The following is a 21,155-nucleotide window of genomic DNA, read 5'->3' as shown; positions in this document are numbered from 1 at the left end:
TTTTTCCCATGTTCGAAGCCGCTCCCATCGCCGCCGATTCCAAGCCCGCCCTGTATGCGGGGCTGGCCGCCCAGGCCCGCGCCCTGCTCGAAGGCGAGCACGACCGCATCGCCAACGCCGCCAACCTGAGCGCGCTGGCCTATCAGGCTTTGCCCGAACTGAACTGGGCGGGCTTCTACTTCTTCGATGGCACGGAACTGGTGCTGGGCCCCTTTCAGGGCAAGCCGGCCTGCGTGCGCATCCCGCTGAGCCGCGGCGTGTGCGGCGCGGCCGCCAGCCAGCGCCAGACGCAGCTGGTGCCCGACGTGCACGCGTTTCCCGGCCACATCGCTTGCGATGCGGCCTCGCGTTCCGAGATCGTGGTGCCGCTGGTCCACCAAGGCCAGCTGATCGGCGTGTGGGACGTGGACAGCCCGGTGCCGGACCGCTTCGACGAAGACGACCGCCAGGGCATGGAAGCGCTGTGCGCCGTGTTCCTGGCCAGCTTGCGCTGACCGGCGGGCGCGCATTGCGCAGGGCCGGCGTTGACAGGGCGCCGGCCTCCCGGTAGATTCCCAGGCCTGCGCTTGCAGACCAACGCATCCGTTCCATTCATGATTCATCAGGCCATCCAATCCGCTTTCCCGTTCCGCGCCCTGGGCGTGGTGCTGGCTTGCGTCGGCCTGAAATCCAAAAAACAGCCGCTCATCTGACCGGAGCATGCTGTTCCGTCAGATGGGCGACGGAACAGCGGCCTCCTGGCGGCGCTTGGCGCCGTCCGCGCATCCCCTAGTATCCCGAGCACTTCTGTACGGTCCAACCACGGTCCGCTTACACCGAAGGAGTGTTCACCATGCAATCTCATCATCAATCTCCGATCCAGGGCGTCTGGGTGCCTCTGGTCACGCCGTTTGCCGGCGGCGCCGTGGACGGCGGGGCCTTGCGCCGCCTGGTGCGCCACTATGCCGCCGCGGGCGTGGACGGGCTGGTCGTTTGCGGCAGCACGGGCGAGGCCGCCTCGCTGGACGACGCCGAGCAGCTGGCGGTGCTGGACGCCGTGCTGACCGAGGCGGGCAGGCTGCCCGTCGTCATGGGCCTGGCGGGCAATCACCATGGACACGTGATGCAGCGCCTGGCCGCCTTCGGCACGCGCCCGCTGGCCGGCATCCTGGCGCCCGCGCCGTACTACGTGCGTCCCGGACAGGAAGGCGCCGCCAGGTATTTCCGCAGCCTGGCCGATGCCTCGCGCTTTCCCCTCGTGCTCTACGACATTCCATACCGGACCGGCACCACGCTGGATACAGCGACCCTGCTGGCGCTGGCCGCACACCCGAACATCGCCGCAGTCAAGGATTGCGGCGGTTCGCTGGAAAAGACGATTGCCCTGATCGCCGACGGCAACATGAACGTGCTGGCGGGCGAGGACCTGCAGGCCCTGTCCGTGATGTGCCTGGGGGGCGCCGGCATGATCGCGGCGGCGGCGCACATCCGCCCGGACCTGTTCGTGGCCATGTACCAGGCGGCGAAGGCCCAGCAGCTGGACCTGGCCAGGAAGCTGTTCCACGCGCTGGTCCCGGTCATCCAGCTGACCTTCGCCGAACCCAACCCGGGCCCCCTGAAGGCGCAGCTGGGACGCCAGGGCCTGTTGAGCGAGGAACTGCGGTTGCCCATGCCACCCGCCAGTACGGCCCTGGCCGCGCGCATGGACGCCGCCGTGGCGGGGCTGAACCGGCAATATCCCTGCCAGTAGGCCGAACTTGGTGAGCAGTCCGCCAGCTTTGTGGTCTTCGGATTCATTTAGTAATAAATGTCCTACCGGGAAGCTGACGGATTGCTTATCATGCGCCCATTCTCAGGGTGAAACAGAACGTTCATGGCCCAAGCTTTTGTAGCCTTGTCCGCCTGGCAGGTGATGCTGGCGGGCCTGCTGTTCTTCGGTGGCATCTATCTGGTCTTCGGCGCGGGCACCTGGCTGCTGACGCATTACATCCTGCCCGCGCTGGGCATCGGACGCCCGCTGGATCCGCGCCCGCTGGCGCCGGGCCAGCTGCGGCGCGAATTCGCCCAGTCCGGCCTGTCCATTCTGCTGTTCGGCACCGGCATGATCTTCCCCTGGGGCCTGCTGCAGCTGGGCTGGGCCCACCTGGATCCGGATGCCAGCTGGCAGAAGATCACTGTCGAAATCCTGGTGCTGGTGGCCTGGAACGACGTGCACTTCTGGATCAACCACCGCCTGTTGCACACCAAGCTGCTGCGCCGCTTCCACCTGCCGCATCACCGCTCGGTCGTGACCACGCCGTTCTCGACCTACAGCTTCCATCCCATCGAAGCGCTGATGCTGGGCAATGTGATCATGCTGCCCATGGTGCTGCACGATTTCAGCTTCTGGGCGCTGGCGTCGGTGCCGCTGTTCAGCCTGTTCTTCAATTGCATCGGGCACGCCAACTACGACTTCTTTCCCAACGTGTCCTATGCGCACTGGTTCGCCGCCAGCCGCCGGCATCATCTGCACCATGCCTGCTACAACGGCAACTACGGCTTCCAGTTCACCTTCATGGACCGCCTGTTCCGCACCCGGCTCAAGGCCGAGGCGGCGCAGTCCCAGCTGAATGCCTACCGGCAACGAGAATCGCTTGGCGGACGCGCTTAAGCGGCGCCGCCGCCTGCCGTCGCTGCGCAACCGGCGCGACTGGCAAAGCCTCGCCTACCTGGCCGCGCTGCCCGCGCTGGCGGCCTGGCAGTGGGTGCACGGGTTCTGGTGGCCGCTGTACGGCCTGATGCTGTTCCTGACCCTGGGCGTGGGCGTCATCCACCACAACCATACGCACATCCGCATGTGGCGGGGGCGCTGGACCAATCGCGCCACGGACTTCTGGATCACGCTGATGCAGGGGCATCCGACCTTCGTGTTCTATCCGGCGCACGTGGCCAACCACCACCGCTACAAGCACGGCGTGCGCGACGTGGCGCGCACCTACCGCTTCGGCGGCGACACCAATCATCTGTGGGGCTACCTGATCCATCCCTTCCAGGCCGGCTGGGTGCTGTATCCGCTGTTCTTCGCCTGGCTTGGCCGCCTGCGCCGGCACTGGCCGGGCGCCTGGCGCTATTGCATGGCGCAGTACGGCGCCTGGCTGGGCCTGTGGGGCGGGCTGCTGGCCGTGAATCCGATGAAGGCGCTGGTGTTCGTGATCGTGCCGCAGCTGCACGGGCTGCATTGGCTGCTGGCCACCAACTACCTGCAGCATGCGCATGCCGATGGCGGTCCCCGGTCCGTAGCGGGCTTGAACTACGCGCGCAATTTCGAAGGGCTGGTCAATCCGCTGCTCTTCAACATCGGGCTGCACACCGCGCACCACGAGCATCCGCGGGCGCACTGGTCCGAACTGACGAGCCTGCACCGCGAGCAATACCGCAACCGCGTGAATCCGGCCCTGAACGAACCCGGCCTCACGCCCTATATGTTCCGCGTGTTCGTGCTGGGCGCCGTCATGCCGCGCTTTCGCAGCCGCTCATGCATGGCGCCCGAGCACATCCGCTAGCGCCGCAATCCATATATCCACCAGAGGCCTCTCATGCCCATCGCGTTTCATCGTGTCTATCTGGAAAGCGCCGGCTATTTCATGCCCGGCGAACCCGTGTCCAACGATGCCATGGACAGCTACATCGCGCCGCTGAACCGCATGTCCAGCCGCATCAAGAGCCGCATCCTGGCCGAGAACGGCATCAAGCAGCGCTACTACGCGATCGATCCGGAAGGCGCCACGGTGTACTCCAACGCGCAGCTCGCCGCCAACGCCATCCGCGATTGCCTGGGGCGCCACGACAGCGACTTGTCGGCCGTATCGCTGCTGGCCAGCGGCTCCTCGGGCGGGGACGCGCTGATGCCGGGCTTTTCCAACATGATCCAGGGCGAACTGGCCGCGCAACCGATGGAGACCGTGTCGGTGCACGGCATCTGCGCGGCCGGCGTGTCGGCGATCCAGGCGGCCGCGCAGGGCGTGGAGCTGGGCGGACACGCCAGCGCCCTGGCGGTGGCCAGCGAGCTGCCGTCGCGGCTGTTCAAGCGCTCGCGTTTCGCGGCGCGCGGCTACGACGCCGACTTCGACGCGCATTTCCTGCGCTGGATGCTGTCGGACGGCGCGGGGGCGGTGCTGCTGGGCAACACCGGCCGGCCGCTGCCGGGCGCCTCGCAAGGCGTGCGCCTGCGCCTGAAGTGGGTACACCAGCGCTCGTTCTCGGGCGACTATCCGGTATGCATGCAGCTGGGCCTGTCGGCCGACCGCGCCCGCGGCCATCTGGACTATCCGTCCTGGAACGAGGCCGAGGCCGACGGCGCGCTGTCGCTGCGCCAGGACATCCGCCTGCTGCCGCACCTGTTCGACATCGGCATCCATGAATACGCCAAGCTGGTGCGCGACGGCTGGGTCGATCCGGACCAGGTGGACCACTTCCTGTGCCACTACTCGTCCGAGAAGTTCATCCCGGTGGTGGAAGACCTGATGGAGAAGGCCGGCCTGGTGATCCCGCGCGAGCGCTGGTTCAGCAACCTGGCGTGGCGCGGCAACACCGGCGCGGCATCCATCCTGATCATGCTGGCCGAATTCCTGGAAACGCGCGAAGTGAAACCGGGCGAGCAGATCTTCTGCTACATCCCGGAATCGGGCCGCTTCATGGCCGCCTACATGCTGCTGGAGGCCGAAGCCGTGCATGCGCCGCAGGTGGCCGCGGGCGCGCCCGCCGCCGCCGCGCCGCGCGAGGATGCCAATAGCGACGACGCTGCCGCGATCGCGCCGCCGCACGATCCGGACACGGCGCCGCAGGGCCTGGGCCAATTGCTGACCGAACTGGCCGCGATCTGGCACGACTACCGCTCGCGCGTGTGGCGCACGCCGGTGGTGCGGCGCCTGCGCAACCGGCAGTTCCAGACGGCCGACTATCTGAACTGGATGGAGAACTGGATTCCGCAGGTGCGCGAAGGCAGCAAGTGGATGCGCGAGGGCGCGGCCTCGCTGACCGAGCAATATGCGCCGCTGGCGGCCTTGATCGACACGCATGCGGGCGAGGAGCAGAACGACTTCCAGATCCTGTTCCAGGACTATCGCACCGCGGGCGGCACGGTCGCCGACATCGACGCGCTGCGGCGCAATCCCGGCGGCGAGGCGCTCAACGCTTATCTGCACGGCCTGGCCGCCACGCGCGACCCCATCGGCCTGCTGGGCGCCATCTACATCATCGAAGGCACGGGCCAGCGCATCGTGCCGGCGCTGCTGCCGCTGCTGAAGGCCAGCCTGAAGCTGCCGCCGGATGCCTTCCGCTTCCTGGAATACCACGGCCACAACGACGAGCATCACCTGGCGCGCTGGCTGACGGCGGTGGAGCTGGCGCTGGATTGTGACGAGGACGGCCGCGCCGAGCAACGCATCGTCGACACGGCGCGCCGCACGGCGGCGCTGTACCTGATGCAGTTCCACCACGTGATGGAAGGCGACGCGCAATGAGCAAAGAGCCGGAATTCCTCGCCAAGCCGCACGATCCCGCCGATCCCAGTCCCTGGCTGGCGCTCTACCTGGACCGCAGCACGCCCTTGCCCGACAAGGTGAAGAAGGCCTGGCTGACCGATTCCAGCTGCGCCTCGCGCCAATACCTGCTGCCGTTCCTGCGGCCGCTGGCGCGCGCCTTCATCATCTTGATCCAGATCATCAAGACCTTCCTGCCGCGCCGCTGGTCGCATTCGAAGCTGCTGCACCGCATCCTGGCGTGGGGCCTGAAGCGCTTCGTTTCGCCCGAGGCCAACTGGCTGATCCTGCGCCATTTCCACCTGGGCGCGCAGATCCTGTCGTTCATCGCCGCCAACTCGCCGGTGCGCGTCACGACCACGCCGCTGGAGCCGCGCAATATCGACGACTTGAAGGACGAACTGTTCGTCAAACATGACCTGAACCTGTTCAACTTCGTCATCCGCCTGAACCAGGCGCTGCGCGACGCCGGTCTGGAAATGCATGCGCCGCAGCAGGTCGATTTTTCGATGATCCACGATCCCGAGCTATTGCTCGAAGACATGCCGCAGGGCAAGCTGAACTTCCTGGATCTGCAGAGCGCCATCGAGCTGTTCACGCCGCTGTATCAGCTGATGCTGACCGACAACGACTTCTGGCGCGCGGCGAATTCGCTGCAGCTGGACGAGACCATCGGCATCTACGCGGCCAAGCTGCTGGGCGCGCCGCAGCACCTGATCCTGGTCAACAACAATCATCCGCTGGTGCCGATGTCGACCTTGCGCGCGGGCTACCGGCTGGTGCTGCACGGGCTTTCCACCGAAATGCTGCATAGCCTGCTGATGGAAATGAAGGCGGCGCAGCAGCAGGGCGGGGAAGGGCCCGCGCCGATCGCCTGAGGCGGCGCCTCAGCGTTTTTCCGCGTACACGCCGAAGCGCTGCAGTTGCGCTTCGCTATTGGCGATTTCGCGCAGGCTTTCCTTGCCGCTGTGCGCCACCAGCATGGCGGCCAGCGTCTGCGCGATGGACAGGGCGGGCACCACCGAAGGGAACAGCGAGGGCGTGTCGTTGGCCACCAGCAGCAGCGCCTTGGCGCCCGGGGCAATGGGCGAAACCGCGCTGTCGGTGACCGCCACCACGCCCGCGCCGCGCTCGCGGGCGAATTCGACCGCGGTGACCGCGGCCTGCGCATAGGGCGCCTGGCTGAAGGCGACCAGGGCGTCGCGCGGCCCGATGCGGCGCAACTCGTCGGCCAGCGTGCCGCCGACTCCCGAGAGCAGCGTGACCTTGTCCAGGAACATGCCGCAGGCATAGCTGAAGTGATAGGCCGCCGGATACAGGCTGCGCAGGCCGATGACGTAGATGCGGCGCGCGCCGGCCAGCACGCCGTGCGCTGCCTTCAGCGCGGGCACGGCGGCGGGTCCCAGGCTGCTGCCCAGGTTGCGCACTTCGGCGTCCAGGATGTCGGCCACCAGCCCGGCGTCCGCATCCTGTTGCGGACGCTTGCGCAAGGCGGTGGCGCGGCCCGAGAAGCTGGAGCCGCCCTCGGCCAGCCAGTCGCGGTAGGGTTCGCGGAACGCTTCATAGGTCTCGAACCCCAGTTGCCGCGCCAGGCGCAGCATGACGCCAGCCTGCACGCCGGCATGGCCGGCGGCGGCGCGCATCGATTCCAGGGCGATGTCCTTGGGATGATCGATCGCATAGCGGGCCGCTTGCCGCAGCTTGGGCGGCAGGGCGGAAAACTGGGCTTCGATCAGTTTGTCGATGGCGGCTTTATCCATCTGCGCTCCGGGTAAGGTGCCGCGTATTATGGCGCATCGTCCGCGATCGCCAGGTCGATGGCGCGCGCCAGCGCATCTGCCGCGAATGCCAGTTCGTCGGCGCTGCTGAGGTAGGGCGGCGCCAGTAGCACGTGGTCGCCGTGTTTGCCGTCGATGGTGCCGCCGCCGGGATAGCACAGCAGGCCCAGGTCGCGCGCCCGTGTCTTGATGCGGGCATGCAGGCGGCGCTCCGGCGCATAGGGACGCAGGCTGCCGGGGTCCTCGGCCAGCTCGACGCTCCAGAACATGCCTCGGCCGCGGATGTCGGCCACGTGCGGATGCTGGTCCAGGCGCGCCGCCAGCATGACGCCGAACTGAGCGCCCATGTCGGCCACGCGTTCCACCAGCCTGTCGCGCAACACGATGCGCTGCACCGCCAGCGCCGCCGCGCAAGCCACCGGATGGCCGACGTAGGTATAGCCGTGCTGGAACGCGCCCGAGCCCGCGTTGATGGCGCCGATGACGCGGTCATGCGCCAGCACGGCGCCGATGGGCACGTAACCGCCGCCCAGGCCCTTGGCCAGCGTCAGCAGGTCCGGCACCACGCCTTCCTGCTCGAACGCGTGATAGCTGCCGGTGCGGCCCAGTCCGCACATGACCTCGTCCAGGATCAGCAGCACGCCATGGCGGTCGCATACCTGGCGGATCTTGCGGAAGTAGCCCGGCACGGGCGCCACCGTGCCCGCGGTGGCGCCGACCACGGTTTCGGCGATGAAGGCCGACACCGTATCCGGGCCCAGCCGCAGGATCTCGGCGTCCAGCTCCGCCGCCAGGCGGTCGCCGTATTGCTCGTCGCTTTCGCCGGCCTCGCGGTAGTGCAGGGCAAAGCAGGGCGAGACGTGGTGGCTTTCGATCAGCACCGGCTGGTACAGCGCGCGCCGGCCCGCGTTGCCGCCCACGGACAGCGCCGCCAGCGTGTTGCCGTGATAGCTCTGGCGCCGCGCGATGTAGCGGTAGCGCCCGGGCTCGCCGCGTTCCACGTGATATTGGCGCGCCATCTTCAAGGCGGTCTCGACCGCCTCCGATCCTCCCGATACGAAGTAGGCGTTGCCCAGGCCCTCGGGGCTGTTGGCGGCCAGCAGTTCGGCCAGCTCTTCGGCGGCCGGCGTGGTGAAGAAGCTGGTGTGGGCATATTCCAGCGCCTCCAGCTGCGCGACGGCGGCCGCGCGCACCTCGGGATGGGCGTGTCCCAGGCACGAGACCGCGGCGCCGCCCGAGGCGTCGAAGTAGCGCCGGCCCTCCTGGTCGACGATGAAACCGCCTGCGCTCTTGACGGCGACGGGCAGGGGACTGGAGTTGCGGTGAATGATGCGGCTCATGGCGTTGTGCGGCGTGGTTTATGAAATAAAACACATGGTATATTTATTGTAAAAATAAACCAAACGGTTTTATTGCCGCAAAGGCCGTTGCATCGTCATCATTCGCTCAAGGGGGCGTCATGAAGTTTTCCCATCAGTTGCGTCGTTGGACCTTCGGGATTGCGGCGGCTGCCGCGTTGGGCGCGGCCGGGCCGGCCAGCGCTGCCTGGCCGGAGCAGCCGGTGCGGCTGGTGGTGCCGTTCGCCGCCGGAGGCACCACCGACCTGCTGGGCCGCCTGATGGCCGAAGGCCTGGGCGCCGAGCTTGGCCAATCCGTGGTGGTGGTCAACAAGGCTGGCGCGGGCGGCAGCCTGGGCGCGTCCGAGGTGGCGCATGCGCAGCCGGACGGCTACACCCTGCTGCTGGGCACGCCGGGCACCCAGATCATCAACGCCTATGTCTACAAGAAGATCGGCTACGACCCGGTCAAGGACTTCGCGCCGGTCGCCTATGTGGCGCAGGTGCCCAACGTGGTGCTGACGCATCCCGGTTCCGGCCTGAAGAACATGGATGATCTGCTGCGCACCGCACGCGCGGAACCGGGGCGTTTGAACTGGGGCTCGCCTGGCGTGGGCAGCTCGGGCCATCTGGCGCTGGAAATGATCAAGCGCATGGCCAAGGTGGACATCCGCCACGTGCCGTACAAGGGCGCCAGCCAAGCCAACAATGACCTGCTGGGCGGCCAGATCGATCTGTCGGCCGACAACCTGCCCACCGCCTTGCCGCTGATCAAGGCGGGGCGGCTGGTGGCCCTGGGCGTGACCTCGGCCCAGCCGGTTCCGGCGGCGCCGGGCGTGGCGGCCATTGCGCAGTCGGTGCCGGGCTTCGAGCTGACTTCGTGGTTCGTGCTGATGGCGCCCGCCGGCACGCCGCAGCCGGTCATCGACAAGCTCAACGCCGCGGCCCAGCGCGTGCTGCAATCGCCCGCCACGCGCGAACGGCTGGAGGCGCTTGCGGCGCAGCCCGTGGGCGGCACGCCGCAAGCGCTGGGGCAGCATCTGCAGCAAGAACGCGAGAAGTACCGCGTCCTGATCGAAGGCACGGACATCCGTCCGGAATGAGCAGGGGAAGCCGCATGAACGACGCGGGCAGGAAAAAACGGCTGGCGGTGGCGCGCTTCTGGTATGAGGGCAACGCCTTCTGCCCGGCGCCCTGCGTCATGGCCGATTTCGAACGGCGCGAATGGCGCCAGGGCGACGACGCCCTGGCCGCCGCCGCGGGCACAGCCACCGAATTGGGCGAGGTCGCGGAATTCGCCCGCGCGCATCCGGACTGGGAAGTCGTGGCCCTGCGCTGCGCGTCCGCCTTGCCCGGCGGTCCCATCGAGGACGCCGTGCACCGCGCCTTCACCGAAGAGGTGCTGGCCGGCCTGGGCGCGGACCGTTGGGATGCGGTCTACCTGTCGCTGCACGGCGCCGCCATCACCGACCGGCGGCAGACGCCCGACCTGGACTTCGTGCGTGCGGTGCGCGCCTTGCTGCCCGGCGTGCCGCTGGGCGCAAGCTTCGACCTGCACGCCAACCTGGCCCCGGCGCTGGGCGGCCTGCTGGATTGCGCCAGCGGCTACAAGACCTATCCCCACATCGACATGCGCGACGCGGCGCGGCGGGTGCTGGACATGCTGGCGCGGATGCAGGCGGGCGAACTGTCGCCGCGCGTGCTGGTGGCCAAGCCGGATCTGCTGCTGTCCAGCTTCAATATGCGCACCGATGCCGGGCCGATGCGTGAGTTGCAGGATCTCGCCGTCGCCCAGGCGGGCGGGGGCGTGGTCGAAGTCTCGGTGTTCGGCGGCTTTCCGTATGCGGATACCGCCGATACCGGAGCCTCGGTGCTGGTGGTGGCCGACAGCGCCCGCGATCCCGCCGGCGCGCGGGCGCACGCCGCGGCCGAGTCCATGATGGCGGCCATGCGGCGCCTTGCGCCCGCGTTCGCGGTCACCCTGCCGACCCCGCAGGAGGGACTGGCGCAGGCAGTGGCGCTGGCGCGCGCGGGCGGCGGCCTGGTGGCCGTCACCGACCCGGGCGACAACCCGCTGTCGGGCGGCGTGTGCGACACGCCGGCGTTGTTTCGCGCCTTGCTCGATGCGCGGATCGACCTGCCTTGCGTCTTCGCCAGCTTCGCCGACCCGGATGCGGTGCGGCGCGCGCACGAAGCCGGGCAGGGCGGCCATTGCGAGCTGGACCTGGGCGGCCGCGTCAGCCGCGATTTCGGTTTGCCGGTGCGGGCGGCGTTCCGGGTCGAACGCTACACCGACGGCGAATTCAGCAATACCGGTCCGATGGAGACGGGCGTGCGCACGAGCTGCGGCCGCACGGCGCTGCTGTCGCTGAGCGACCGGCCCAACGTGCTGGTCATCGTCACCGAGCTGGTGGCGCCGGCCAACGATCCGGGTTTCTTCACGTTGCACGGCATCGACCTCGATCAGGTGCGCCTGCTGTGCGTGAAGGCGAAGAACCATTTCCGCGCGGCTTTCCTGCCGCTGTGTGCGGCGATCATCGACGTCGACGCGCCCGGACCCGCGGCGCTGGACTTGCGGCTGCTGCCGTTCCGGCATGCGCGGCGGGGGGCGGGCACAAACCCCGGCACAAGCCCGGACGCAAGCCCGATCGGCTCGTAAACGCCACGGAAACAGCGGCAGCGGGCCACGCGCCTTGGTGTTGACCCTGCGTTACACGGCAAGGGCCTTGCGCTATATTGCGACCCTTGTCCCGCAGGCCCGCCGGGCGGCCCGCGCTGTTGAACCCCTCTTCCGGAAGTCGTTTACATGCCCCAGACACTTGAAGTCATCGCCACCCTCCTGTTCGCCGTGGCGGTTCTTCATACCTTCTCGGTTCCCTTCTTCGCGCGGCTCGCGCATCGTGGCGGACCGCATGCGGGCATCTGGCATCTGTTCTCCGAAGTCGAGGCCGTGTTCGGCGTCTGGGCCTTCGTGCTCATCGTGGCGATGGCGGCGCTGTCCGGCCCCTCGCATGCCATCGAATACATGGACACGCGCAACTTCACCGAGCCGCTGTTCGTCTTCGTCATCATGGTGGTGGCCGCCAGCCGGCCGATCCTGGAACTGGTGGGGACCCTGGTACGGCTGGTGGCGCGCGCGCTGCCGCTGCCGCGCGAGCTCGCCACCTTCTTCGTCGTGATGTCGCTGGTGCCGCTGGGCGGCTCCTTCATCACCGAGCCCGCTGCCATGACGCTGGCCGCCATCCTGCTGCGCGATGCCTATTTCCGCAGCAGCGGACGCGCGGGCTTCAAGTACCTGACCCTGGGCGTGCTGTTCGTCAACGTGTCCATCGGCGGCGTGCTGACCTCCTACGCCGCGCCGCCGGTGCTGATGGTGGCTTCGACTTTCGGCTGGGACTCGACCTTCATGGTGCAGCACTTCGGCTGGCGCGCCGCGATCGCCGTCTGCCTGAACGCGGCCCTGCTGACCTTCATTTGCCGCAAGGCGCTGCTGGAGCGTTCGGTGGGCACGGGCGGCGGCGTCGACGCGCCCGAAGGCGGGGATGCGCGCGGACCGGTGCCGTTCCTGGTCATGCTGGTGCACCTGGTGTTCCTGGTCGCGGTGGTGCTCAGCGCGCATCACCCGGCCATCTTCCTGGGCCTCTTGATGATGTTCATCGGCTTCGCCGAAGCCTACAAGCGCCACCAGAGCCGCCTGATGATCAAGGAGGGCCTGATGGTCGGTTTCTTCCTGGCCGGGTTGGTGGTGCTGGGCGGCCTGCAGAAGTGGTGGCTGCAGGACCTGCTGGGCGGGCTTGAGCCCTTCGTGCTGTTCTGGGGCGCGACCGCGCTCACGGCCATCACCGACAACGCCGCGCTGACCTACCTGGGCTCGCTGGTGGAAGGCACCGGCGAAGCCTGGCGCTACATGCTGGTGGCCGGCGCGGTCACCGGCGGGGGCCTGACCGTGATCGCCAACGCGCCCAATCCGGCCGGCTTCGCCATCCTGAAGAACCACTTCCCGGACGGCAGCATTTCCTCGGGGCGGCTGTTCCTGTCGGCCCTGGCGCCCACCCTGGTGGCGGCCGTCATGTTCCTGCTTCCCGTGTAGGGAGACGGGCCCCGGGAGGCCCCGGGGGCGCCGCCCGGGGCGGGCTGTCAGGACCGGACACCGGCCGTTCACGAAAAACCGCTAAAATTCAAGACTTTCCCGTATTTTTTTCCGGCCTCGCCCACCTGCCGCTTCCGTTCGGAGCCGGACCGGACCCGGTCCCCGACCCGATCCGGCCCCGGAACTTGCGTCCGGCGACAGGCGGCTTTTGATACGCCAGGCCCGCGCCTGGGAGCCCTAGATGCCCATTTACGCTTACAAATGCAGCGCCTGCGGCCATGCCAAAGACGTCTTGCAGAAGATTTCCGATGCGCCGCTCTCGGTTTGCCCCGAGTGCGGCCAAAGCACGTTCTCCAAGCAGGTGACCGCGGCTGGATTCCAGCTCAAGGGCTCCGGCTGGTATGTCACGGATTTCCGTGGCAACGGCAGCGGCGGCTCGGCCTCGACCAGCGCTTCGGCGCCGGCTGAAAGCGCCGCGCCCGCCGCGGCGCCTGCAGCCCCGGCCGCACCGGCCGCGCCGGCGACGCCCGCTGCCGGTGGCGCCGCCTCCTAGAGCACACGCGATGCGTATGCGCGTCATCAAAAAGTACTTCATCACCGGCCTGCTGATCTGGGTTCCCCTGGTCATCACGGTGTGGGTGCTGGGCCTGCTGGTCGCGACCCTGGAAGGGTTCGTGCCTGGCTTCCTGTCGTCCGAATCGCTGTTCGGCATCGACATTCCCGGCTTCCGCTTCGTCCTGGTCGTGGTGGTGGTGCTGTTGACGGGCATCTTCGCAGCCAACCTGATCGGCCGTACCATGGTGGACCAGTGGGAAAGCCTGCTGGGCCGTATTCCCCTGGTGCGCTCGATCTACAACTCGGTCAAGCAGGTCAGCGACACCGTGCTGGCGCCCAACGGGCAGGCGTTCCGCCGGGCCGTGCTGGTGCAGTACCCGCGCGCAGGCAGCTGGACCATTGCTTTCGTCACCGGCACGCCCAGCGGCGAAGTGGCCGACCGGCTTCCCGGCGACCACATCAGCGTGTACGTGCCGACCACGCCGAATCCCACGTCCGGCTTCTTCCTGATGGTTCCGCGCGCTGACGCCGTGGACCTGCAGATGAGCGTGGACGCGGCACTGAAGTACATCGTTTCCATGGGCGTGGTCGCCCCGGCCCAGGCGGCAATGCCTGCGGACCGGCCGGCCGCTCCCGTCCCGGCTCCCGGCGTGCAGGACACGCCTCGCGCCGATTCGTAACCCTTACGCTATAACCAAGCACACAAACGGAGTCATCCCGCATGCGTACCTGCTACACCGGCCAGGTTTGCCGTGACCATCTCGGCCAGACCGTCACCCTGTACGGCTGGGTGAACCGCCGCCGCGACCACGGCGGGGTCATCTTCATCGACCTGCGCGACCGCGCGGGCCTGGCGCAGATCGTGTTCGATCCGGACAACGCCGCCTTCGCCACCGCGGAGCGCCTGCGCAACGAATTCTGCATCCGCGTCACCGGCCTGGTGCGCGAGCGTCCGGCGGGCACCGCCAACGCCGAGCTGGCCTCGGGCGAAATCGAAGTGCTCTGCAAGGAAGTCGAGATCCTGAACGCGTCGGTCACGCCGCCGTTCCAGCTGGACGACGACAACCTGTCGGAAACGACCCGCCTGACGCACCGCGTGCTGGACCTGCGCCGCCCGCAGATGCAGCGCAACCTGATGCTGCGCTACCGCGTGTCCATCGAAGTGCGCAAGTTCCTGGACCAGCTGGGCTTCATCGACATCGAAACGCCGATGTTGACCAAGAGCACGCCAGAAGGCGCGCGCGACTACCTGGTTCCCTCGCGCGTGAACGCCGGCCACTTCTTCGCGCTGCCGCAATCGCCGCAGCTGTTCAAGCAGATGCTGATGGTGTCCGGTTTCGACCGCTACTACCAGATCACCAAGTGCTTCCGCGACGAAGACCTGCGCGCCGACCGCCAGCCCGAATTCACCCAGATCGACTGCGAAACCTCGTTCCTGAACGAATTCGAGATCCGCGAGATCTTCGAGAACATGATCCGCCACGTGTTCAAGGTGGTGCAGGACGTCGACCTGCCGACGCCGTTCCCGATCATGACCTGGACCGAAGCCATGCGCCGCTACGGCTCGGACAAGCCGGACCTGCGCGTGAACCTCGAATTCACCGACGTGACCGACGTCATGCGCGACGTGGACTTCAAGGTGTTCGCCGCCGCCGCCACGGCGCCCGGCAGCCGCGTGGTCGCCCTGCGCGTGCCCGGCGGCGCCGAGATGTCGCGCAGCGAGATCGACGGCTACACCCAGTTCGTCGGCATCTACGGCGCCAAGGGCCTGGCCTACATCAAGGTCAACGAAGTGGCCAAGGGCCGCGACGGCCTGCAATCGCCCATCGTCAAGAACCTGCATGACGCTGCCCTGGCCGAACTGGTCAAGCGCACCGGCGCGCAGGACGGCGACATCATCTTCTTCGGCGCCGACCGCGAGAAGGTCGTCAACGACGCCATCGGCGCGCTGCGCGTGAAGATCGGCCACAGCGAATTCGGCAAGAAGACCGGCCTGTCGACCGCCGGCTGGAAGCCGCTGTGGGTCGTCGACTTCCCGATGTTCGAGTACGACGAGGAAGACGGCCGCTACACCGCCGCCCATCATCCCTTCACCAGCCCGAAGGACGGTCACGAAGACTTCCTGGAATCCGATCCCAGCAAGGCTTTCGCCAAGGCCTACGACATGGTGCTCAACGGTTGGGAAATCGGCGGCGGTTCGGTCCGTATCCACCGCGAGGAAGTGCAGAGCAAGGTGTTCCGCGCGCTCAAGATCGGCGCCGAGGAAGCCCGCGAGAAGTTCGGCTTCCTGCTGGACGCGCTGCAATACGGCGCGCCTCCGCACGGCGGCATCGCTTTCGGCCTGGACCGCATCGTCACGATGATGACCGGCGCCGAATCGATCCGCGACGTGATCGCCTTCCCGAAGACCCAGCGCGCCCAGTGTCTGCTGACGCAGGCGCCGTCCGAGGTCGACGAGAAGCAGCTGCGCGAACTGCACATCCGTTTGCGCAACGTAGAGACGAAGTGACCCCCCCCGAAGCGCCGTAGGCGCTTCCCCCCAGGGGGGCGCCGCTACGGACCGGCGGAGCCCGGATCCGTGCGGCCCGGCTTGGGGGCGTTGTTTGCTTGCGGGGTTTGTGCCTCGTTGGGCAGTGGAAGTAGTTGTTCCTGGAGGGCAGGGATGTGCGCCGCAGGCGCAGGAACTGTCTTCTGAATTGGAGTAATCTGGCAAACGCCGCCTGCTTGTGGGCGGTGCTGGCCGGGCTACTTTTTTTGCTGCGGCTGGTGGTTCCCCAGTTTTGAAAGGCGCCATTTCCCATGTCGCTCATCCGCGTCGTCAGCTACAACATTCATAAGGGTCGTTCGGCATTGGGCCGGCGCGACTCCCTGAACGAATTGCGTCTGGGCCTGTACGGCCTGCGTCCGGATCTGGTCTTCCTGCAGGAGGTCCAGGGCCGCAATGAGCAGAAGTGCCTGCTCGACGCGCAACACGAATCCCTGGCCGCCGCCTTGCGGTTGGATGTGGCCTACGGCCGCAACGCCATCCGCAACGAGACGGACCATGGCAACGCGCTGCTGTCGCGTTTCCCCATCCTCGACCACGAAAACCAGGACATCTCCGACCACCGGCTGGAGCAGCGCGGGTTGCTGCATGCGCGCATCGAACTCGACGGGCGCGCGGTGCATTGCTTCGTCGTGCATCTGGGCCTGTTCGCCGGCAGCCGCAGCCGCCAGATCCTGGCGCTGACCGAGCGCATCCGGCGCATGGTGCCGGACGGCGAGCCCATCCTGATCGCGGGCGATTTCAATGACTGGGGTGACCGCCTGGCGCCGCTGTTCGTGCAGCAGCTGGGCCTGTACGAAGTGTTCTCGCATGCGCCGCGCAGCCATGGCGGCGAACTGCCGCGCCTGCGCGACTCGGTCAGGCGCCTGAGCAATGCGCTGCGCGGTCTGCCCAATAGCGGCATTTCCGTCATGGAGCGCACCAACCAGCTCGGCATGGACGGCAGTTCGCGCCTGCTGTTGCCGCCGCCGCGCACCTTCCCCGCGGTGTTCCCGTGGTTCCGCCTGGACCGCATCTACCAGCGCGGCTTTGCCGTGCGCAGCGCGCGCGTGCTGCGCGGCCGCGAATGGGCCAGGCTTTCCGATCATTCTCCTTTGCTGGCCGAGCTGGAACTGCCGTGAGGGCGGAGCAGTCCAAGCTGGACTGGACGCAGGGCAACGATATCCGGTTGCTCCAGAACGGCTCCGACTTCTTTCCCGCGCTGTGCGCGGCCATCGACGCCGCCCAGGTCAGCGTGCACCTGGAAACCTATATCTTCACGCCGGACCGCACCGGCTCCATGGTGCTGGACTGCCTGGAGGCGGCCGTGCGCCGCGGGGTCAAGGTGCGGGTCGTGCTGGACGGCTTCGGCAGCGCCGAATTCGTCGATCCCGTGCGCACCCGGCTGACCAATGCCGGCGCGCAATGCCGCGTCTTCCGTCCGGAACCGCGCTGGTTCGCCCGCTACATTCCTTCGCGCAGCCGCCTGCGGCGTCTGCACCGCAAGGTCACGGTGGTGGACGGGCGCATCGCCTTCATCGGCGGCATCAACATCATTGACGACTACGACGACCGTGATCCGACGGACGGCATCACCGGGCCGCGCTTCGATTTCGCGGTCCAGGTGCAGGGGCCGCTGGTGACCGAAGCCGCCTATGCCCAGGAACTGCTGTGGGTGCGGCTGAACTGGGCGCGCCTGCGCCGCCATCCGCGCGACTGGAACCGCATGCGGCTGCTGAAGCCGCGTCACGCCTCCGTTGCGCCTTGCGGCGACCTGCGGGCCGCGCTGGTGCTGCGCGACAACCTGCGCTTTCGCCAGACCTTCGAGCGCGCCTACCTGTACGGCATCGCGCATGCGCGCCGCGACATCCTGATCGCCAACGCCTATTTCTTCCCCGGCCGCCAGTTCCGTCGCGCGCTGGCCAAGGCAGCCGCGCGCGGCGTGCGCGTGCGGCTGCTGCTGCAGGGCAAGGTCGAATACCGCATGCAGTACCACGCCACGCGTTCGCTGTACGACCAGCTGCTGCGCGACGGCATCGAGATCTACGAATACATGCCGAGCTATCTGCATGCCAAGGTCGCCGTCATCGACAACGTGGCGACCGTGGGCTCGTCCAACCTGGATCCCTTCAGTCTGCTGCTCGCGCGCGAAGCCAACGTGGTCGTGGATGACCAGCCGTTTTCCTGGGACCTGCAGGAGCGGCTGGAGGCCGCCATCCGGGACGGCGGGCGCTTCATCCGGCCGCTGGACTACCAGCGCCGAGGATGGTTTCGGCGCTGGGTCGATGCGGTGTCCTATACGGTGCTGCGCATCGGCGTGGCGCTGACAGGGTCTTCGGACAAGTACTGAGCGCGGGGCCGTTTTGTTCCTGCTGCCGCGTCAATAGTGTCTCTAATTGCATACAATGACCACCTGATCTCGGACAGGTGTCTGCCATTGTGAAAAGTGCCCAGAAGCGCGTAGCCATTGTTCAGTCGAACTACATTCCCTGGAAGGGCTATTTCGACATGATGGGTTCCGTGGATACATTCATTTTCCTGGACGACGTGCAATCGACGCGGCGCGATTGGCGCACGCGCAACCGGATCAAGACGGCCAACGGTGAAGCTTGGCTGACGATTCCGGTCCATCACGACAGGGATTTGCGCATCTGCGAGGTTGCCGTGGCCGACCGGAAGTGGGCCGCCAAGCACTGGCGCACCCTGGAACTGGCCTACGCCCGCGCGCCATTCATGAACGAACTCAGGCCCTGGCTGGCGGATCTGTATGAGCGCGCCGGCAACCAGGAAAACCTCTCCGCCATCAACCAGATGTTCATCGGCGAGATCTGCGCCTTTCTCGGCATCGGCACCGAGCTGAAGGCTTCCCACGAGGTCCTGTCGTTCGAGGCGCTGGACCGGTTCGATCCGACCACCCGCCTGGCCGAACTGTGCCGTGCGGTAGGCGGTACGCACTACCTGTCCGGCCCGGCCGCCCAGGCTTATCTGGACAAATCCATTTTTAATGAGCGCGGCATCGGGGTGGAATGGATGTCTTATGCCGGCTATCCCGAGTATCCCCAACTGCATGGCGAGTTCCGCCACGATGTCACCGTGCTAGACATGCTTCTCATGACGGGGCGCGATGCTGCGCGTTTCATTGCGCGTGACGCCGCCGCCGGCAAGGAGATCGCATGAAGCTGTCGGTGGTGGCGACCCTTTATCGCTCGGCTCCGTATATCCGCGAATTCCATCAGCGCGCGAGCGCCGCGGCCCGGACCCTCACGGATAACTACGAGATCGTGCTGGTCAACGACGGTTCCCCCGACGAATCGCTGGAGATCGCCGAGGCGCTGGTGGCCGAGGATCCCAAGGTGGTGGTGGTGGATCTGTCCCGGAACTTCGGCCACCACAAGGCCATCATGACCGGGCTGACGCATGCCCGCGGTGAACGGGTCTTCCTGATCGACGTCGATCTGGAGGAATCTCCCGAATGGCTGGAGAGCTTCGACCAGGCCATGCGCGAGGAAGACGCCGACGTGGTGTACGGCGTGCAAGCGCGCCGCAAGGGCGGCCTGTTCGAGCGCTGGAGCGGCATGCTGTACTACAAGGTCTTGCGCTTGCTGACCGGGTTTACGTTGCCCGAGAACCTGATCACCGCGCGCCTCATGACGCGCCGCTACGTCGATGCCTTGCTGCAATTCCGCGAGCGCGAGGTGTTTCTGGCCGGCCTGTGGCACATCACGGGTTTTCGCCAGGTTGCGCGCGTCGTCACCAAGCTCAGCACCAGTCCGACGAGCTATACCTTCAGGCAGAAGCTGTCGCTGCTGGTTAACTCCGTAACTTCCGTAAGCAACCGGCCGCTGATATTCATTTTCTATGTCGGAGCGCTCATATCGATCGTGGCGCTCATCTACGCGAGCTATCTAGTCACAAACTGGCTGCTGTTCTCCAACCCACCCAGCGGCTGGACCTCGGTGATGATTTCGATCTGGCTGATGGGCGGCCTGGTGATCTCGTTCATCGGGATCATCGGGATCTATCTGTCCAAGATATTCACCGAGACCAAGCAGCGTCCCTACACTATCGTGAGAAAAATACATGGCCGAACGGAATCGAGACACATTGCTGAATGAGGTCGCCGATTACTATTCGGCGAAGCTCAAAGACCACGGCATGACCGCCAAGGGCGTGGACTGGAGTAGTGCGGACAGCCAGATCCTGCGCTTCGAGCAACTGTTGCGGATCCTGCGGGGGGATGAGGAATTTTCGCTCAACGACCTGGGCTGTGGCTACGGCGCGCTGCTGCGCCACTTGCAGCCGAAGTATCCGCGGTTTTCGTATATGGGAGTGGACGTCAGCGAGGCCATGATAGCGGCGGCAAGCCGCGATGCGCCTGCGCACGCCGCATTCCATCTGGGCTCGGAGCCCCCTGCCGCGGCGGATTACAGCGTGGCCAGCGGGATCTTCAACGTGCGCTTAAGCCAGTCGGAGTCTGATTGGGCGGCCTATATGCATGCTACGGTGGACGTGCTTGACCGCAGCAGCAGCAAGGGCTTCGCTTTCAATTGCCTCACGTCCTATTCAGACAGCGACAAGATGCGGCCCGATCTGCATTATGCCGATCCCTGCTACTGGTTCGATCTGTGCAAGCGCAAGTATTCCCGCAACGTTGCGCTGCTGCACGACTACGGACTCTATGAGTTCACTATCCTGGTGAGAAAGTGACATGAAGCCGATCGTGATCTTCGGGGCAGGCGACATCGCCCAACTGGCGCACTTCTATTTCACGCGCGACGGCGGACGCGAGGTGGCTGCCTTTACCGTGGACGCGGCCTACCTGACGACCGATTCGTTCCAGGACCTGCCCGTGGTTGCGTTCGACCAGGTGGCCCAAGCCTATCCCCCGGAAAGCCACGATATGTTTATCGCGCTGAGCTACGCCGGCATCAACCGGTTAAGGCGCGAGAAGTTCCAGGCGGCCAAGGCGTTGGGCTACACGCTGGCAAGCTATGTCAGTTCGCGCTGCACGTATCTGCCCGATGCGCCGCCCGGAGAGAACTGCTTCATACTCGAAGACAACACGGTGCAGCCTTTCGTGAGCATCGGCGACAACGTGACGCTCTGGAGCGGAAATCACATCGGCCATCATTCGACCATCGGCGCGCATACGTTCATCGCGTCGCATGTGGTGGTTTCGGGCGGCGTGCGCATCGGCGAGAGCTGCTTCATCGGCGTGAACGCCACGCTTCGCGATCACATCAGCATAGGAGACCGCTGCGTCATCGGAGCCGGGGCAGCGCTGTTCGCGGATGCGGAGCCCGAGGGCGTTTACACGGCGGTGGCCGCCGAGCGTTCGCGGGTGCCCAGTTCACGCCTCAAGAGAATCTGAGC

Annotated in this window: 21 protein-coding genes; 19 read left to right on the top strand and 2 right to left on the bottom strand. The window is 66.6% G+C overall.

Annotated elements, in window-relative coordinates:
* Nucleotides 1-8: 8 nt before the first annotated feature.
* From HWY37_RS19705 to HWY37_RS19680, 7 genes are all read left to right on the top strand, one after another.
* On the top strand, nucleotides 9-494 hold the full coding sequence (locus tag HWY37_RS19705; protein WP_176089700.1) for a GAF domain-containing protein: 486 nt from the start codon (nucleotides 9-11) through the stop codon (nucleotides 492-494).
* Nucleotides 495-566: 72 nt separating this feature from the next.
* Nucleotides 567-692, top strand: a complete 126-nt coding sequence (locus HWY37_RS34790; RefSeq protein ID WP_258129718.1) for a hypothetical protein — start codon at nucleotides 567-569, stop codon at nucleotides 690-692.
* A 140-nt stretch (nucleotides 693-832) separates the two neighbouring features.
* Complete coding sequence (gene dapA / locus HWY37_RS19700) at nucleotides 833-1,729, top strand: 4-hydroxy-tetrahydrodipicolinate synthase (protein WP_176089699.1); 897 nt, start codon at nucleotides 833-835, stop codon at nucleotides 1,727-1,729.
* 123 nt (nucleotides 1,730-1,852) lie between these two features.
* Nucleotides 1,853-2,629 carry a sterol desaturase family protein gene (locus HWY37_RS19695; RefSeq protein ID WP_175208226.1) on the top strand — a complete coding sequence of 259 codons (777 nt, stop codon included), beginning with the start codon at nucleotides 1,853-1,855 and terminating at the stop codon, nucleotides 2,627-2,629.
* The gene (locus tag HWY37_RS19690; protein WP_246302353.1) at nucleotides 2,589-3,521 is read left to right on the top strand and encodes a fatty acid desaturase; all 933 of its coding nucleotides are present in this window, start codon (nucleotides 2,589-2,591) and stop codon (nucleotides 3,519-3,521) included. Before HWY37_RS19695 ends, HWY37_RS19690 begins: the two co-directional genes overlap by 41 nt.
* 33 nt (nucleotides 3,522-3,554) lie before the next feature.
* Nucleotides 3,555-5,480, top strand: coding sequence for an iron-containing redox enzyme family protein (locus HWY37_RS19685; protein WP_175208224.1), 1,926 nt, complete (start codon nucleotides 3,555-3,557; stop codon nucleotides 5,478-5,480).
* Nucleotides 5,477-6,376, top strand: a complete 900-nt coding sequence (locus tag HWY37_RS19680; protein WP_176089698.1) for a DUF6999 family protein — start codon at nucleotides 5,477-5,479, stop codon at nucleotides 6,374-6,376. Before HWY37_RS19685 ends, HWY37_RS19680 begins: the two co-directional genes overlap by 4 nt.
* Before the next feature lie 9 nt (nucleotides 6,377-6,385).
* On the opposite strand, the gene HWY37_RS19675 is transcribed toward HWY37_RS19680, so the two are convergent.
* Both HWY37_RS19675 and HWY37_RS19670 read right to left on the bottom strand, forming a co-directional pair.
* Nucleotides 6,386-7,258, bottom strand: coding sequence for a MurR/RpiR family transcriptional regulator (locus tag HWY37_RS19675; protein ID WP_176089697.1), 873 nt, complete (start codon nucleotides 7,256-7,258; stop codon nucleotides 6,386-6,388).
* A 26-nt stretch (nucleotides 7,259-7,284) separates the two neighbouring features.
* Nucleotides 7,285-8,616, bottom strand: coding sequence for an aspartate aminotransferase family protein (locus HWY37_RS19670; RefSeq protein WP_176089696.1), 1,332 nt, complete (start codon nucleotides 8,614-8,616; stop codon nucleotides 7,285-7,287).
* A 119-nt stretch (nucleotides 8,617-8,735) separates the two neighbouring features.
* Here HWY37_RS19670 and HWY37_RS19665 point away from each other — a divergent pair, with 119 nt between their 5' ends.
* From HWY37_RS19665 to HWY37_RS19610, 12 genes are all read left to right on the top strand, one after another.
* Complete coding sequence (locus HWY37_RS19665) at nucleotides 8,736-9,716, top strand: Bug family tripartite tricarboxylate transporter substrate binding protein (RefSeq protein WP_176089695.1); 981 nt, start codon at nucleotides 8,736-8,738, stop codon at nucleotides 9,714-9,716.
* A 14-nt stretch (nucleotides 9,717-9,730) separates the two neighbouring features.
* Nucleotides 9,731-11,272: a M81 family metallopeptidase gene (locus HWY37_RS19660; RefSeq protein ID WP_176089694.1), complete on the top strand. Its 1,542-nt coding sequence runs from the start codon at nucleotides 9,731-9,733 to the stop codon at nucleotides 11,270-11,272.
* A 147-nt stretch (nucleotides 11,273-11,419) separates the two neighbouring features.
* A complete protein-coding gene (locus HWY37_RS19655; RefSeq protein ID WP_176089693.1) occupies nucleotides 11,420-12,703 on the top strand; it encodes a putative Na+/H+ antiporter in 1,284 nt (427 codons plus the stop codon).
* Between the two features lie 241 nt (nucleotides 12,704-12,944).
* The gene (locus HWY37_RS19650) at nucleotides 12,945-13,256 is read left to right on the top strand and encodes an FmdB family zinc ribbon protein (protein WP_175208217.1); all 312 of its coding nucleotides are present in this window, start codon (nucleotides 12,945-12,947) and stop codon (nucleotides 13,254-13,256) included.
* 16 nt (nucleotides 13,257-13,272) lie between these two features.
* The gene (locus HWY37_RS19645; RefSeq protein ID WP_373418156.1) at nucleotides 13,273-13,938 is read left to right on the top strand and encodes a DUF502 domain-containing protein; all 666 of its coding nucleotides are present in this window, start codon (nucleotides 13,273-13,275) and stop codon (nucleotides 13,936-13,938) included.
* Between the two features lie 41 nt (nucleotides 13,939-13,979).
* On the top strand, nucleotides 13,980-15,767 hold the full coding sequence (aspS, locus tag HWY37_RS19640) for an aspartate--tRNA ligase (protein WP_175208215.1): 1,788 nt from the start codon (nucleotides 13,980-13,982) through the stop codon (nucleotides 15,765-15,767).
* Nucleotides 15,768-16,057: 290 nt separating this feature from the next.
* Nucleotides 16,058-16,924, top strand: a complete 867-nt coding sequence (locus HWY37_RS19635) for an endonuclease/exonuclease/phosphatase family protein (RefSeq protein WP_175208214.1) — start codon at nucleotides 16,058-16,060, stop codon at nucleotides 16,922-16,924.
* Nucleotides 16,921-18,132, top strand: a complete 1,212-nt coding sequence (clsB, locus tag HWY37_RS19630) for a cardiolipin synthase ClsB (protein WP_176089692.1) — start codon at nucleotides 16,921-16,923, stop codon at nucleotides 18,130-18,132. The genes HWY37_RS19635 and clsB overlap by 4 nt, the downstream gene beginning before the upstream one ends.
* 77 nt (nucleotides 18,133-18,209) lie before the next feature.
* Entirely contained in the window at nucleotides 18,210-18,959 is a 750-nt protein-coding gene (locus tag HWY37_RS19625) for a WbqC family protein (protein ID WP_343061039.1), read from the top strand.
* On the top strand, nucleotides 18,956-19,897 hold the full coding sequence (locus tag HWY37_RS19620) for a glycosyltransferase family 2 protein (protein ID WP_176089691.1): 942 nt from the start codon (nucleotides 18,956-18,958) through the stop codon (nucleotides 19,895-19,897). Before HWY37_RS19625 ends, HWY37_RS19620 begins: the two co-directional genes overlap by 4 nt.
* Nucleotides 19,863-20,489: a class I SAM-dependent methyltransferase gene (locus HWY37_RS19615; RefSeq protein ID WP_175208211.1), complete on the top strand. Its 627-nt coding sequence runs from the start codon at nucleotides 19,863-19,865 to the stop codon at nucleotides 20,487-20,489. The genes HWY37_RS19620 and HWY37_RS19615 overlap by 35 nt, the downstream gene beginning before the upstream one ends.
* 1 nt (nucleotide 20,490) lies before the next feature.
* Nucleotides 20,491-21,153 (top strand): acetyltransferase, encoded by a 663-nt coding sequence (locus tag HWY37_RS19610; protein WP_175208210.1) that lies wholly within the window; start codon nucleotides 20,491-20,493, stop codon nucleotides 21,151-21,153.
* Nucleotides 21,154-21,155 lie beyond the last annotated feature (2 nt).

It is taken from the genome of Achromobacter anxifer (assembly GCF_903652925.1).
Classification (GTDB): Bacteria; Pseudomonadota; Gammaproteobacteria; order Burkholderiales; family Burkholderiaceae_B; genus Achromobacter; species Achromobacter anxifer.
The sequence above is the reverse complement of the archived record's forward strand: the minus strand, read 5'-3'. Positions and strand labels throughout refer to the sequence as shown.